Below are 13,603 nucleotides of genomic sequence, written 5' to 3' on the forward strand. Positions count from 1 at the left end.
ATCCCCTTGCTGTGCCCGCAGATCCCTGCCTGCGGGCACATCGCCCTAGCTGGAGTCAAACCCGGATCCGCTTGACCTGACACTGGTGCGCAGTAAACATTTACCGCATCGACAGCCGGAATGCTCTGCTCGCCGCCGCGGCGGAGTTCGCGCGCAACGGGTTGAAGGGCACCAGGATCCGGGAGAACGTGCAGCGCTCGGGTGTGAACGAGCTGGTGCCGCTGGCCCTTCAGGAGGCTCTCGGCGGCTGGGGTGTGCGCCACCGGTTGCCAGTCGAGCACCGTGAGCTGCACGACCAGCTCGTCGCGCTGCTGTTGGACGGAATCACAGGGGGAGAATCATGACAGTTCTGGTGGTGGGGGCCGGGCCGACCGGCCTGACGCTGGGCCTCGACCTGGCTCGGCGGGGCGTGCCGGTGCGGGTGATCGACAAGGCGCCGGCGTTCTTCGTCGGCTCGCGGGGCAAGGGCATCCAGGACCGATCCCTGGAGGTGCTGGCCGATCTGGGGGTTCGGGACGAGGTGCTGGCCGCGGGCCGGTACTCGAAGAACCGGATGTACGTCAATCGCGAGTACAGCCACGACGTGGACGCGAACGTTCTGATCATTCCACAGTGGAAGGTCGAGGAGGCGTTGCGGGACAAGCTGGCTGAGCACGGCGTGAAGGTGGAGCTGGACACCGAGCTGCTGGCCCTGGACGGCACCACCAGCCGCGGCAAGATCGACACCGACTACCTCGTCGGCTGCGACGGTGGCCGCAGCACGGTCCGCAAGCTGCTGGGCGTGCCGTTCGAGGGGGTGAGCGAGGACGATTATGCGATGCTGCTCGGCGACGTCGAGGTCGAGGGGCTGGAGGCCGACAGTGGTCACATGTGGATCGGCCAGGGTTTCTACGCCCTGACGCCGTTCCGCACGGTTCCCCAGTGGCAGGTGCAGATCGTGTCCTTGGACGATACGAGCACCGAGCCGTCACTGGAGGTGTTCCAGCGGCTGTTCGACGAGATGGTGGGGCTGCCGGGGGTTCGGCTGAGCAATCCGACATGGCTGTCCACGTACCGGGTCAACGTCCGCATGGTGCGGAAGTTCCGGGTGGGCAACGTTTTCCTGGCCGGCGACGCCGCGCACGTGCACCCGCCGGCCGGCGGTCTCGGCATGAACACCGGCATCCAGGACGCGTACAACCTCGGCTGGAAGCTGGCCGCCGTGATCAACGGGGAGGCCGGCGACAAGCTGCTCGACACCTATGAGGTGGAACGGCGGCCGATCGCCGAGTGGACGCTGGGCACCAGCTCGGAGGGCCTGCAGCGGATCGCCGAGGCGGTTCGGCAGGGCACCGGCGGCATCGAGGCCGGTGTTCGGCCCGAGCACCGGCAACTGGGGCTCGGCTATCCCGACAGTCCGCTGTCCCGCACCCTCGTCGAGTGGGACGGGCCCACTGCCGGCTTCCGCGCCCCGTGGCAGGAGTCGTTGCGGCACAAGGACTTCACCCTGTTGACCTTCGACGACGTGCGGGTGCTGGTCCGGCCCGACGGCCACATCGGCGTGGTCGGCGGTCCCGACGACGATCTCACCGTCGCCACCTACCTAACGGATACCTGGTAGTTCAACCGTTTGACAAAGCCACCCACCCGTGCCACCATCGGTTCAGATTCCGAACCTTTGGGGGCGTGTGATGGGTGGCTTCCACAGCGGTGAACTAGCCGTGCAGGAACGGGCCGGGGTGCGGCTGCTGGCGCAGCGGCTCAGCCCCATGTTGGCCCCGCCGAACCTCTCCGGCGGGGCCGGCCGCTTCCTCGCCGGGCGGGACCTGGCCGTGATCACCGCCCGTGGCCGGGACGGCCGACTGTGGACGTCCCCGCTGGTCGCCCGGCCCGGCTTCCTGGCCGGCTACAACGCCTCGCTGCACGTCAACGCCGTGCCGCACAAGGGCGATCCGCTCTTCGACCTGCCCGCCGGACAGCAGATCGGCATGGTCGCCATCGACTTCGCCGCGCGGCGGCGGATGCGGGTCAACGGCCTGCTCACCCGGGTCGACGGCGGGCTGCACATCGAGGTCGAGCAGGCCTACGGCAACTGCCCGCAGTACATCAACCCGGCGCACCGCTTCCCCGCCGTCCCGCCGCCCTCCCTGGCCAACCGCGCCGGTCTGATCACCGCCGCCGACACCTTCTTCCTCGGCACCCTCCACCCCCTGCGCGGCGCCGACGCCTCCCACCGCGGCGGCCCCGCCGGCTTCGTCCACCTCGACGGCGACGACCTGTGGTGGGACGACTTCCCCGGCAACAACATGTTCAACAGCCTCGGCAACATCGCCGTCTCCGACGAGACCGCCCTGCTGTTCCTCGACTTCGAGACCGGCGCCCGGCTACACCTGTCCGGGACCGCCCGCATCGAGTGGACCGGCACCGACCGTCGGGTTCGGTTCACGACGCAGGCCCGCGCCTAGCTCACACCCCCACCCAACCCGGGGGCCGGCCCCGCTCCAGCATATCGAGCGGGGGCCGCGGCCGGGTGGGGCGAAGATCGGGATGTGGACAGCTCGGCCCCTGTGGACAAACCCGGAAGCAGCAGGTCAGCCCATGGACTTCTGGCCGTCGATGGTCTCGCGGATGATGTCGGCGTGGCCGGCGTGCTGGGCGGTCTCGGCGATGACGTGCATCAGAACGCGGCGGATGGACCAGCTGGCGTTGGGCGGGAACCAGGGGGCGACGGGCAGCGGCCAGCTCTGGTTGAGGTCGACGCCGGAGGAGATGAGGGCGTCGGTGCGCTGGGCGGTGGCCTCGTAGTCGGCGAGCAGGCCGTCGAGGGTTTCGCCGGGCAGCATGCGGAAGCTGGAGAGGTGGCCCTCGACGTCGGTGCCAGGGTGGGCCTCGGGGCCGCCCACGGCGAAGTCGTACCAGCCCTTCTCGGCCCGGGTGACGTGCTTGATGAGGCCGCCGAGGCAGAGCTGGCTGGCGGTGGGGGTGAGCGCGGCCTGCTCGTCGGTGAGGCCCTGGACGGTGTAGCGGAGGAAGAAACGGTGCTTGCCCAGGGTCTCCAGCAGCTCGGCGTGCTCGCCGGTCAGCGTCTGCTCGGTGGTGGTCATCGTGGGCCCCTCTCGTGGTGTTTTCCCTGTTGAGAACCACACTAGAAGGGATTGCGGACAGCTTCTGTCCTCGATTCCGGACGGTTTTGGTAGTCCGGTAGATCGATGGCGTTGGAGACGTCGCGGATCTCGGCCCGGACCTTGTCCATGATCTTGGAGGTGCCGGGCAGGTAGGGCATCAGGCGCATCATCGTGCTGTTGAGCCAGAGGGTGAACCGCGAACCGGCCACCATGCGCTTGATGTTGCTGGACTGCTTCTGGTTGAGGGTGACGAAGTGCCGCATTCGTTGCTCGTACGCCGCGAAGGCGGACTTGTGGTCACCGCCGGCGGCGGCGAGTTCACCGGCCAGCACGTAGGCGCCGACGAGGGCGAGGCTGGTGCCCTGGCCGGACGCGGGCGACGGGCCGTAGGCGGCGTCTCCGACCAGCGCGACCCGGCCGGTGGACCAGGACTCCATCTCGACAACGCTCAGGTCGTCGAAGAAGAAGTCGGGCGCGGCGGGCATGGCGTCGAGCAGCTGGGGCGCGATCCAGCCGTGCGGGGCGAAGACCTCGGCCAGGATCTGCTGCTGGCGGGCGGTGTCCCGCCGCCCGTACTCGACGTCCGGCGAGGCGAACATGAAGGCGGCCTTGGCTTCGGTGTCCTGCCGGGTGCTGTAGACGTTGAGGGTCCGCCCCTTCTCGGCCTGGATGGTCTCCCAGCGGTCCAGCTCCAGCAGGTTGGGCACGCTGAAGATGGCGATGTGGTGGCCGAGGGAGCGCAGGAAGCGCTCCTCCGGCCCGAAGGCCAGACCCCGGACGGCGGAGTGCAGGCCGTCGGCGCCGATCACGAGGTCGAACCGCCGTGGCAGGGACCGTTCGAAGGTGACGGCGACGCCGCGCTCGTCCTCGGTCAGTGCGGTGATCGAGTCGCCGTAGACGTATTCGACGCCCTCGGTGGCGGTGAGCAGGATGCGAGCCAGGTCGCCGCGCAGGATCTCGACGTCGGTGGGCTCGCGGAAACCGACTGTGTCGGCGTCCATCTCCACGACGGTGCGGCCGCGGCGGTCGACGAACGCACCGCCACGCATGTCGGTGTGGTGCCGGCGAACCTCGTCCACGAGGCCCATGCGCTCCAGCACCTCCATGGCCCGACCGCGCACGTCGATCTTGTAGCCGCCGGGGCGGGGCGCGGGTGCGCGCTCCACGACGGTGACGGTGTAGCCGTGTTCACGCAGCCAGTAGGCGAGGGCCGGGCCGGCGATGCTGGCCCCGGAGACCAGGATGTTCTTCGTCATGCCGCAGACTCTGCGGCGGCCGGTTCACCAGTCGCTCACGAAGCGCTCACGGAGCCGGTGAAGCGTCTGCTCCCAGGTGAGCGCGCCGCCGGCCAGCCACTGCTCGGCGACGGCCGCCATGGGCAGGTTCTGCCTGGCCAGGGCCTCGTCACGGGCCCGCTCGTAGTGCTCACGGGCCCGGTCGGCATCGCCCTGCGCGGCGGCGATCGCGCCCAGCCCGCACAGGATCCGGGAGCGGATCTCGGCGGCAACGATCGGCCCGGCCTGGCATTCGGCGAGCGCCCGCTCGTGCAGCTCACGGGCAGTGGCCAGGTCGCCGGCCAGCCGGGCGATCTCACCGAGACCCCGGTGCGCGGAGGCTGTCGTCGGCTGGAGACCGAGACCCGCCACCTGCTCGTAGCTGGCCCGCGCGGCGGCGACCTCGCCGAGCCGCACGAGGTTGTCGGCCCGGCGGCACTGCAACTCGGCCGCGTCCTCGGCGTCACCGAGCTGGCCGATCACCTCGATCGCCTCGTCGATCAGCGCCAGCGACGCGGCCGGATCTCCTTCCAGCGCGGCGATTCCGGCGAGCTGGTCGACCGTGTTGGCGATGCCCCACCGGTCCCCCACGTCCCGGAACAACGCGCACGCCTGCTCGAAACAGGACCGGGAGACGGCCAGCTCGCCGTGGTAGAGGGTCCGCAGGCCTTCGGCCGTCCGCAAGAACGCGCGTGACCACAGGTCGTCGCCGAAGATCTCCATGGTGACCTCTTCGGCGGTGCCGATCATCGTCCACAACATCACCAGGTACGGGAAGCGCAGCTGCAATCCCGGCCGCCGTAGCAGCTCCGCGGCCCGGTCGACGCGCACGTCGACATTGACCGCACAGAGCAGGTACTCCTCGTCGAGGCCGGGCGGGACTTCCTTGCCCAGCAACGTCATCAGCTCGGTCACGAGGGCGATGCCGTCACTGCGCAGGCCGCGGAGATAGAGGTACCACGTCGTGTTGGCGGCCAGTCGGAGCGCGATCTCCGGGTCCGCGCCGACCGCCCACCGCAGGGCCGACATGAGGTTGGCGTGCTCGGCGGTCAGCCGGGCCATCCAGGTCAACTGCTCGCCAGTACGCAGACACGGCTCGGCCTCCTCGGCGAGCCGGAGGAAGTGCTCGGCGTGCTGGCGGCGAGCCCGGTCGCTCTCGTCGTCGAGCTGGTCGGCGCAGAACGCGCGGACGGTCTCCAGCATCCGGTAGCGGCCGGCATTGACCTCGACCAACGACTTGTCGACCAGGCCGGCGAGCACGTCCGCAGACCGGCCGCAGACCTCCTCGGCGGCGGAAAGCGTTGCCCCGCCGGCGAAAACCGACAGCCGCCGGGCCATGGTGCGCTCGTCGTCGTCGAGCAGGTCCCAACTCCAGGCGACCACCGCACGCAGCGTCTGGTGCCGGGGCTCGGCGGTGCGGTCGCCGTGCGAGAGCTTCCGCAGCCGGGCCTGCACCTCGTCCAGCTCGAACGACCGCAGCCGGGCCGCCGCGAGTTCGATGCCCAGCGGCAGCCCGTCGACCGCCGCGCAGACCTGGCCGACGGTCTCGGGGTCGAGCCGGTAGCCCGGGCGGACCGCGTGGGCGCGCTCCTCGAACAGGCGGATCGTGTCCGGGCCGGCCAGTGGCGGCAGCGGGCAGAGCGATTCCCCAGTGATGCCAAGGGCTTCACGACTGGTCGCCAGGATCCGCAGCCCCGCGCAGGCGGCCAACAGCCGTCGGACCAGCCGGGCCGCGCCGTCGATGACGTGCTCGCAGTTGTCCAGGACCAGCAGGATGCCCCGGTCGGCGAGGCCGGCGACCAGGCGGGCCACCGGATCCGGGGCCTCGCCGCCGCCGAACAGCCCGCCGTCACGCAGCCCCAACGCGCCGATCACCGCCTGCGGCACCTGGGCCGAATCGCCGAGCTCGGCCAGCTCGACGAAACACACCTCAGCCACCCGACGGGCGAACTCGATGGCCAGGCGGGTCTTGCCCGCGCCGCCGGGGCCGATGATCGTCACCAGCCGCGCGGCCCGCAGCGCCTCGCTGACCTGGCGGATTTCCTTGTCCCGCCCGACAAAGCTGGTCAACTGGGCCGGCACGGGACGCATCGGGTTGGCACCGCACAGCACGGCCAGGTGAGCCTCAGCCAGCTCGGCTGACGGGTCGGCGCCGAACTCGTCGGCCAGGGTTCGGCGGGCGTCATCGAAGCTGGCCAGCGCCTCGGCCTGGCGGCCATCCGCCGCCAACGCCCGCATGAGCTGGCCACGAAGTCGTTCGCGGTACGGGTTTTCCGCTGCCAGCTGGCGAAGTTCGGCGACGTCGGGCTGGCCGAGGGCCAGGTCGGTCTCGATGCGGTCCTCGATCGCCGACAGTCGCAGGTCGTCGAGGCGGACGGTCGGGGCCGGGCCACGCCACAATTCCAGGGCCTCGACCAAAGCCTTGCGGGCATTGGCGTGGTCGCCCAGGGCGAGCAGTTGCCGGCCCTCGGTCGCCAGGCGCTCGAAGCGATGCGCGTCAACCTCGTCGGAATCGAGGCTCAGGACGTAGCCGGCCGGATGCCGTGCCAGGCTGCCCTCAGGCAGCAGGGGCCGGATCCTGGACACCTGCGACTGCAAGGCATGGTGGGCATTTCCGGGCGGCTCCGTGCCGTAGACGGCGTCGACCAGCTGGTCGACGGACACCGGCCGGCCGACGTTCAGCGCCAGCGCGGCCAGCAGGGCCCGCGGCCGGGAACCGCCGAGGGCCATCGGGCTCCCGTCGGGCCCCCACAGCTCGACCGCGCCGAGCACACCGATCCGCACCCGGACATTCTGCTTGCTCAGGACGCCGATCGAGGCCGGAATCCCTCAACCACCAGCGTCAGCAGGTTCTCGGCGTGGCTGCGGTCGCTCGACTCGGTGACCATGGCGATGGCGTTGGCCAGGGTCAACAGGTCGTCGAGCCGAAGGTCGCCCCGGATGACGCCGGCCTGCTGCGCGTCCTGGAGCAGGGCGGTGGCCACCTCTCCGACCGCGGCCCGACAGGCCGCGACGAACACGGAGTCCTCGCTGTCGCCGGCGACGAACGCGGCGGCCAGGCCGTTTCGGGTTCGGACGTGGTGGATGTAGGCGTGCAGCCACGACTCCAGCGCGTCGGTCGAGCTGCCCCGCAGCTTTTCCCCGATGACACAGAGCTTTTCGACCTCGTCGACGCACACCGCGACGAGCAGGTCGCGTCGGTGCGGGAAATGGCGGTACAGGGTCGCGTTGCCCACGCCCGCCCGACGGGCGATCTCGTCCAGCGAGGCGTCCGGACCGCCGGCGGCGAAGACCTCAGCCGCGGCGGCCAGCACGGCCTCGTAATTGCGCCGCGCGTCCGCCCGCAGCGGCGGGTGGATCAGCCGGGCCAACTCGGCCCGGGTCGAGCCGGCGATCGACGGCGGCACGGCGGCCTCCTTGCCAACTGGGGAGTTCCCCACTTACGGTACTACACAGCAACCGGGGAACTCCCCAGTTATCGCCGACAAGGAGGCCGCACCCGATGTACAAGAAGCTCTCGTTCCTCAGGAAGCGGGCCGGCATGGCCACCGAGGACTTCATCGACTACTACGAGAACCACCACGTCCCGCTGATCCTCAGCCTCGCGCCGACCCCGGACGTCTACAAGCGGCACTACGTGGTGTGGGGCGACACCCTCAACATCCGGGAGGACGAGCTCGACTTCGACGTGATGTCGGAGATCGCCTTCCCGGACCGCGCGGCCTTCGACGCCTGGCTCGCCGCGCTGGGCGCCGCCGGCACCCGCGTCCCCGACGACGAGGCGAGGTTCCTCGACCGCTCCTACCTCCGGTCCTTCGCCAACGACGAACGCGTGACCTCGGAAAACGTTTTGTCGTAGCGTGGACGGGAGAGGCAACGATGCTGGTTGTGCGGAATGCCGGGCTCGACGACGTCGCACCCGTCCGCCGGTTCGGCGAGAGAGTGATTCCGCCTGTACGTCGACCCCGAACATCGCGGTCACGGACTGGGTCCGCGACTGCTGGTGGCCCTCATCGAGCAGCTGCCGACCGACGCGGATCGGCTGTGGATCGAGCATTTCGCGGCCAACGAGCGGGCCGGGGCGTTCTACGAGCGGCAGGGCTACGCGGTGGAACGGATCGAGCCGAGTCCCGACGGGGACCCGGCTCGATCGGTGGTGTGGCGGGCGCGCCGGTTGTGACCGACGCGCCGATCACGGTCAGGGGCTGACGGCGGTGCCCACGGTGTAGCCGTACGGCAGGGACGCGAAGGTCTGCGCCCCGCCGGCGCTGGTGTTGCTGAGGACGTTGACCGTGCCGGTGACGGCGGTGCCCGCGGCGGCGGTCGGCTTCAGCGTTGCGGTGAGCAGCGCGGAAGTGCCGGCGGGCAGGTAGACCGGGGTGCCAGCGGTGATGTCGGAGCCGGTGGGGCTGAGCCGGAAGGTGCGACCGACGCCGGTGGTGTTGGCGACCCGGAAGTACAACGCGGTGCTCGACTGGGCGGCGACCTTGCTGCCCACGGCCGGCAGGTTGTAGGCGACGGCGTCGGATCGGTTGTAGCCGACGGTGCCGTGCACCTGCTGCGTGAACTCCTTGCCGCTCTCGGTCAGCTTGAGCATGACGTCGATCTCCCACCGCCCGGGCTTGGGGTTGGCGGTGACGAGCGCGGCGTCGCCGACGGGCTTGTCCGAGCCGATGCCCTGCACGGTGGTGGCCGGCGTGGCGTCGGTGGTGACGACCTTGCCGTCGGGGTCGATCAGGTAGTACGCGATGCCGTTGTCGGCACTGGCATCCGCGGTGTGGAAGCTGACGTCCAGGTCCTTCTTGCCGGCCGGCACGTCGATGTTGAGCGTGCTGATCTGGCCGACCTGCCGGCCGACGGAGCTGGTGATGTCCGTGGTGAACGAGCCGCCGGCCGACGGCACCAGGGTGCGGCGGGCCACCGGCAGCGACGTGGTGGCACCGTTGGCGGCCACGAACTGCACCGACTCGGGGTGGTCACCGGGAGCCGTCGGCATGGCCACATTCAGGGCCACATCAGCGGATCCGTGCGCGGGGATGGTCACCGGACCGGTCGCCGGCGTGGTGACGTAGTGCTGGCCGGTGGCCCGGAACGAGATGTCGCCGCGGTAGGAGCCCGGCACGTTCGGCGGGGACTGGAGATGCGCCCGGCCATTGGCCCACAGGATCTTCGCGGTCCAGGTGCCGGCGGTCGGGGCGGCCACCTCGACGTGCTGGATGTTGGAGACGGTGCCGAACTTGGCGCTGCCCGTTGGGGCGGTGCCGTAGTCGTAGGAGATCTGGCTCAGCCGGCCCTTGGGGTCGACCAGGGTGAACGAGAGAATGGTGCCGTTGGCGGGATCCGGGATGATCATGTCGGCGTTGAGCCGGTCGAGTCCCTTGGGCACGTCGAAGGTGATCGGCGAGGCGGCGGTGGCCCCGGCCGCCGGCACGGGCAGGCTCGGGTCCGGCGCGCTGACCGGCTCGGTGACGGTGGCGCCGATCTGCTTGGCCGCACCCAGTTCCCGGTACGTCCCGGTGACGGTGGTCGGCAGCGCGCCGGCGTTGTAGAGGTTCACGGTCTGCGCGCTGACACCGGCGTTGGCGGTGATGTCCAGTTGGGACGGTGACGGCACGAGGGCCGGGGCGTCGGAAACCAGGGTGCTGCCCGGTTCCTGTTGGGCGGCCCGCACCGCGGCGTACACGTTGAGCAGGCCGGCGCCCTGCTGGTCGGCGGGCGCGCCGACGTCCTGGGCGGTGCCGGTGAGGATCTGCTTGATCAGCGCCGGGGTCGGCTTCACGCCGTGGTGGGTGTCGGCGTAGGCCTGGATGACGTCGGCGACCGCGCCGGCCACCAGCGGGCACGACTCGCTGGTGCCGCCGAAGGCCTCGGTCAGGGTGTTGGTCGGGCAGTCCGAACCGGTCGGGCTGCACGCCGCCTCGCCGCCGTAGCCGGGCGCGACCAGGTCCACGACCCGGTTGTTGGGCGCGGTGCCGCCGGAGGACAGCGGCGTGATGTCGTTGTTGATCCAGGAGTCGTAGCCGTAGGCCTGGCTGGTCAGGCGCAGCGTGTTGGTCGCGCCTACGGCGATCACCTGCGGGTCGGTGGCCGGCGAGGACACCGTGCCGGAGACGCCGCTGTCACCGGAGGAGACGACCACTGTGACACCGGCCGCGACCGCGGCGTCGTTGGCCGCGTAGAACACCGAATAGCGGCCGGGGCGCGGGGTGTAGCCGTAGGACTCGGAGATCACGTCGGCGTGCTCGGTCACCACCGCGTGGTCGATGCCGGCGACGACCTGCGACTCGTAGTGGACCTGGCCCGAGGCGCTGGGCGGGGTGTCGATCAGCGAGGAGTCGACCAGCGACGCGTCCGGGGCGACGCCCTTGATGCGGAAGGTGCAGCCGGCCGGCAGGCCCGAGTAGGGCAGCTCCTTGCTGAAGTCGTAGGTGACCAGACCCTGGCCGGCCACCGAGGAAGCGTCGCCGTAGTACTCGCCGTCGCTGTCGTCCTCGTTCGGGTTCGGCGCGTCGATGACCACGTGCGAGCCGTCCGGCCGGACGAAGTTCGGGTTGCCGGCCAACTGGTTCATGCCGTCGATGGCGACCAGCACGCCCTTGCCGGTGGCGATCTTCGAGGCCTGCTCGACATCGCCGGGCCGGTCGGTCTCGACCTTGTCGACCGACAGGGCCTCCGGCTCCAGCAGCGGGTGCGTGGGGTCGGTCGGGCACAGCTTCTGGCTCAGCTTGGCCGCCGGGGCCTTCGGCGTCTGCGCCGGGGTGTCCACCGGCATCGGCTCGTCGGGCACGATCTGCTGCACGGCCGGGTTGGCCCGCAGCCGGTTCACCTCGGCCGCGGACAGGTGCGCGGCGACCGCGTTGACGCTGACCAGCTGGGTGACATCGGTGCCACCATTGGCTTTTATGTCCGAAACGACCGACTGCTGGTCGGTGTGGGTGGTCGCGGTGCGCTGCGAGCTCTGCGCCCGTAACTTGAGGTCGCCGTGCTGGTTGGCCAGCACCACGATGACTCGTCCGCCGTCCGCGGCGCCGTCGACCGCGGGGGCCAGCGGCACCGGCGCCGCGGCCGCGACACCGTTGCCCAGCAAAGCCAGGGCCGCGCTCATGGACAGGGTTGTCGCCGCTGTGAGCAGGCGATATCTATTCACGGGAGACACCTCGGGCAGTCGTCGCCGAATGATCGTCAACGGCCAGTCAAACTCGCCCGCCCGAGGCAAAACAAGCGACGATCGGAGCTGTTTTCGCCGCTCGGACACGACTAGCGTGCCGCGGACGGCAGCCCGAAGGTGATGGTCTCCCTTGCGGTTTCCCGCTCCTCCACCCGCACTGGGCCGAAGCGGCGAAGCCATTGCACCACTTCGTCCACCAGCTCGGGCGGGGCCGACGCGCCGGCGGTGAGGCCGACCACCCGCACCCCGGCCAGCCAGGATTCCGATATGCCCGAAATATCATCCACCAGGTATGCCGGCGTGCCCATCCGCCGCGCGACCTCGACCAGTCGCACGGAGTTGGACGAATTGGCCGACCCCACCACCAGCACCAGGTCGGCCTCGTCGGCCACGGCGGCCAGCGACCGCTGCCGATTGGTTGTGGCGTAACAGATGTCGTCGCTGCCGGGGCCGCGCAGGGCCGGGAACCTGGCCCGCAGCGCGTCCACCACCGCGGTCGTCTCGTCGACGGCGAGCGTGGTCTGGGTCAGGTACGACACCCGGGACGGGTCCTCGACCTCAAGCGTGGCAACGTCTTCGGCGGTCTCAACCAGCACCATCCGGTCGGGGGCCTCGCCGAGGGTGCCCTCCACCTCCTCGTGCCCGGCATGGCCGATGAACACCACGGTGTCGCCGCGGGCGGCGAAGCGCCGGGCCTCGGAGTGGACCTTGGTCACGAGCGGGCAGGTGGCGTCGACGACGTCCAGGCCGCGGTCGACGGCCTCGGAGCGGACCGCCGGCGAGACGCCGTGCGCGGAGAAGACCACCGTGGCCCCGGCCGGAACCTCGGTGAGCTCGTCGACAAAAACCGCGCCGCGACCGCTGAGGTCGGCCACCACATGGGTGTTGTGCACGGTCTGCTTGCGCACGTAGATCGGGCCGCCGCGGCGCGCCAGCAGTTGCTCGACGATCTCGATTGCCCGGTCCACGCCCGCGCAGAACGACCGCGGCGAGGCCAGCAGCACAGTCCGTTCAGTGGTCACGACGGGTCACCATCCTGGCCAGCGTGTCCAGCTCGGCGGCGGCGCGGGCCACCGGGGCCCCCTGCGCCAGTTCCGCCAACGCCAGATCGAGTTGGTCGACCGCTTCCCGCTGGGCCCACGACCGCCCACCAGCCAGCTCGACCAACTCGGCGGCGCGGGCCAGCTCCACCTCGGACAGCTCGTCCTGCCGTCCGTACAACGCGGCCAGTTCGTCGGCGGCCGGCAGGCCCGAGGTCAGCGCGGCCACCACCGGCAGGGACTTCTTGCGGCTGACCAGATCCGAGTGCGCGGACTTGCCGGTCACCCGCGGATCTCCCCAGATGCCAAGGAGATCGTCGACCAGTTGGAAGGCCAGCCCCAGGTGCTCGCCGAACACGCGCATGTGCTCGACCTGCTCGGCGGTGCCGCCGCCGTACAGCGCCCCGATGGCAGTGGAGCAGGCCAGCAGCGCGCCGGTCTTCTCCCCGGCCATGGACAGGCATTCCGACAGGTCCACATCGGACCGTTCCTCGAAGGACACGTCCTCGCACTGCCCCTCGACCAGGTCCTGCACGGCGGAGCTGATCATGCGCATGGCGTCCTGGGCGCGGGCGTGCCCGCTGCCGGCCAGCACGTCGAAGGCCAGCGTGAGCAGCGCGTCGCCGGCCAGGATGGCCGAGCTGATGCCGAACACGGTCCACGCGGTCGGCCGGTGCCGCCGGCTGACGTCCCGGTCCATCACGTCGTCGTGCAGCAGCGAGAAGTTGTGCACCATCTCCACCGCGACGGCCGCCGGCACCGCGTCCACAATGGACCCTCCGACGGCCTCGGCGCACAGGGCGGCCAGCGCCGGCCGGATGGCCTTGCCGGCGTCGCCGTCGCGGGGCGTGCCGTCGGCGTCCCACCATCCGTAGTGGTAGCCGGCGACGCGGCGCATGGACGTGGGCAGCGTGTCCACCGCCGCCCGCATCGCCGGATCCACCACGCCACGGCTCCAGGCCAGCACCTCACGGGCCGACCTGGGCTGCGAGATCACATCGATGGGAATCACTCCCT

General features: G+C 70.6%; 12 protein-coding genes. 5 read left to right on the forward strand and 7 right to left on the reverse strand.

Features of this window, described 5'->3' with window-relative positions; all coding sequences use genetic code 11:
- The first annotated feature begins 161 nt into the window (after positions 1-161).
- The 3 genes from JJ691_RS35645 to JJ691_RS35655 all read left to right on the forward strand — a co-directional run bounded on the left by JJ691_RS35645 (position 162) and on the right by JJ691_RS35655 (position 2,444).
- Positions 162-344, forward strand: a complete 183-nt coding sequence (locus JJ691_RS35645) for a hypothetical protein (RefSeq protein WP_211763942.1) — start codon at positions 162-164, stop codon at positions 342-344.
- On the forward strand, positions 341-1,600 hold the full coding sequence (locus JJ691_RS35650; RefSeq protein WP_211763943.1) for an FAD-dependent monooxygenase: 1,260 nt from the start codon (positions 341-343) through the stop codon (positions 1,598-1,600). The genes JJ691_RS35645 and JJ691_RS35650 overlap by 4 nt, the downstream gene beginning before the upstream one ends.
- 70 nt (positions 1,601-1,670) lie before the next feature.
- Positions 1,671-2,444 carry a pyridoxamine 5'-phosphate oxidase family protein gene (locus tag JJ691_RS35655; RefSeq protein ID WP_249227221.1) on the forward strand — a complete coding sequence of 258 codons (774 nt, stop codon included), beginning with the start codon at positions 1,671-1,673 and terminating at the stop codon, positions 2,442-2,444.
- A gap of 126 nt (positions 2,445-2,570) precedes the next feature.
- Here JJ691_RS35655 and JJ691_RS35660 read toward each other — a convergent pair whose 3' ends face one another.
- From JJ691_RS35660 to JJ691_RS35675, 4 genes are read right to left on the reverse strand one after another with little or no spacing between them, the layout of a single operon-like run.
- The gene (locus JJ691_RS35660) at positions 2,571-3,083 is read right to left on the reverse strand and encodes a DinB family protein (RefSeq protein ID WP_211763945.1); all 513 of its coding nucleotides are present in this window, start codon (positions 3,081-3,083) and stop codon (positions 2,571-2,573) included.
- 41 nt (positions 3,084-3,124) lie between these two features.
- Entirely contained in the window at positions 3,125-4,360 is a 1,236-nt protein-coding gene (locus JJ691_RS35665) for an FAD-dependent monooxygenase (protein WP_211763946.1), read from the reverse strand.
- 24 nt (positions 4,361-4,384) lie between these two features.
- Positions 4,385-7,162: a BTAD domain-containing putative transcriptional regulator gene (locus JJ691_RS35670; RefSeq protein WP_211763947.1), complete on the reverse strand. Its 2,778-nt coding sequence runs from the start codon at positions 7,160-7,162 to the stop codon at positions 4,385-4,387.
- Between the two features lie 17 nt (positions 7,163-7,179).
- Positions 7,180-7,785: a TetR/AcrR family transcriptional regulator gene (locus tag JJ691_RS35675; protein ID WP_211763948.1), complete on the reverse strand. Its 606-nt coding sequence runs from the start codon at positions 7,783-7,785 to the stop codon at positions 7,180-7,182.
- Positions 7,786-7,880: 95 nt separating this feature from the next.
- On the opposite strand from JJ691_RS35675, the gene JJ691_RS35680 reads away from it, so the two are divergent.
- Both JJ691_RS35680 and JJ691_RS35685 read left to right on the forward strand, forming a co-directional pair.
- Positions 7,881-8,237, forward strand: a complete 357-nt coding sequence (locus JJ691_RS35680; RefSeq protein ID WP_211763949.1) for an EthD domain-containing protein — start codon at positions 7,881-7,883, stop codon at positions 8,235-8,237.
- Between the two features lie 93 nt (positions 8,238-8,330).
- Entirely contained in the window at positions 8,331-8,558 is a 228-nt protein-coding gene (locus JJ691_RS35685; RefSeq protein ID WP_211771910.1) for a GNAT family N-acetyltransferase, read from the forward strand.
- A gap of 18 nt (positions 8,559-8,576) precedes the next feature.
- Here the strand turns inward: JJ691_RS35685 and JJ691_RS35690 are convergent, their stop codons facing one another.
- The 3 genes from JJ691_RS35690 to JJ691_RS35700 all read right to left on the reverse strand — a co-directional run bounded on the left by JJ691_RS35690 (position 8,577) and on the right by JJ691_RS35700 (position 13,598).
- On the reverse strand, positions 8,577-11,525 hold the full coding sequence (locus tag JJ691_RS35690; RefSeq protein ID WP_211763950.1) for a S8 family serine peptidase: 2,949 nt from the start codon (positions 11,523-11,525) through the stop codon (positions 8,577-8,579).
- A 110-nt stretch (positions 11,526-11,635) separates the two neighbouring features.
- A complete protein-coding gene (locus JJ691_RS35695) occupies positions 11,636-12,568 on the reverse strand; it encodes a 4-hydroxy-3-methylbut-2-enyl diphosphate reductase (RefSeq protein WP_211763951.1) in 933 nt (310 codons plus the stop codon).
- Entirely contained in the window at positions 12,558-13,598 is a 1,041-nt protein-coding gene (locus tag JJ691_RS35700; protein WP_442912792.1) for a family 2 encapsulin nanocompartment cargo protein polyprenyl transferase, read from the reverse strand. Before JJ691_RS35700 ends, JJ691_RS35695 begins: the two co-directional genes overlap by 11 nt.
- Positions 13,599-13,603 lie beyond the last annotated feature (5 nt).

This window comes from Kutzneria sp. CA-103260, assembly GCF_018263855.1.
GTDB lineage: Bacteria > Actinomycetota > Actinomycetes > Mycobacteriales > Pseudonocardiaceae > Kutzneria.

Bases quoted from the DNA above. Each gene is read 5' to 3' on its own strand.
- JJ691_RS35660 (WP_211763945.1), bottom strand. From the start codon at position 3,083: ATGACCACCACCGAGCAGACGCTGACCGGCGAGCACGCCGAGCTGCTG.
- JJ691_RS35655 (WP_249227221.1), top strand. From the start codon at position 1,671: ATGGGTGGCTTCCACAGCGGTGAACTAGCCGTGCAGGAACGGGCCGGG.
- JJ691_RS35665 (WP_211763946.1), bottom strand. From the start codon at position 4,360: ATGACGAAGAACATCCTGGTCTCCGGGGCCAGCATCGCCGGCCCGGCC.
- JJ691_RS35680 (WP_211763949.1), top strand. From the start codon at position 7,881: ATGTACAAGAAGCTCTCGTTCCTCAGGAAGCGGGCCGGCATGGCCACC.
- JJ691_RS35650 (WP_211763943.1), top strand. From the start codon at position 341: ATGACAGTTCTGGTGGTGGGGGCCGGGCCGACCGGCCTGACGCTGGGC.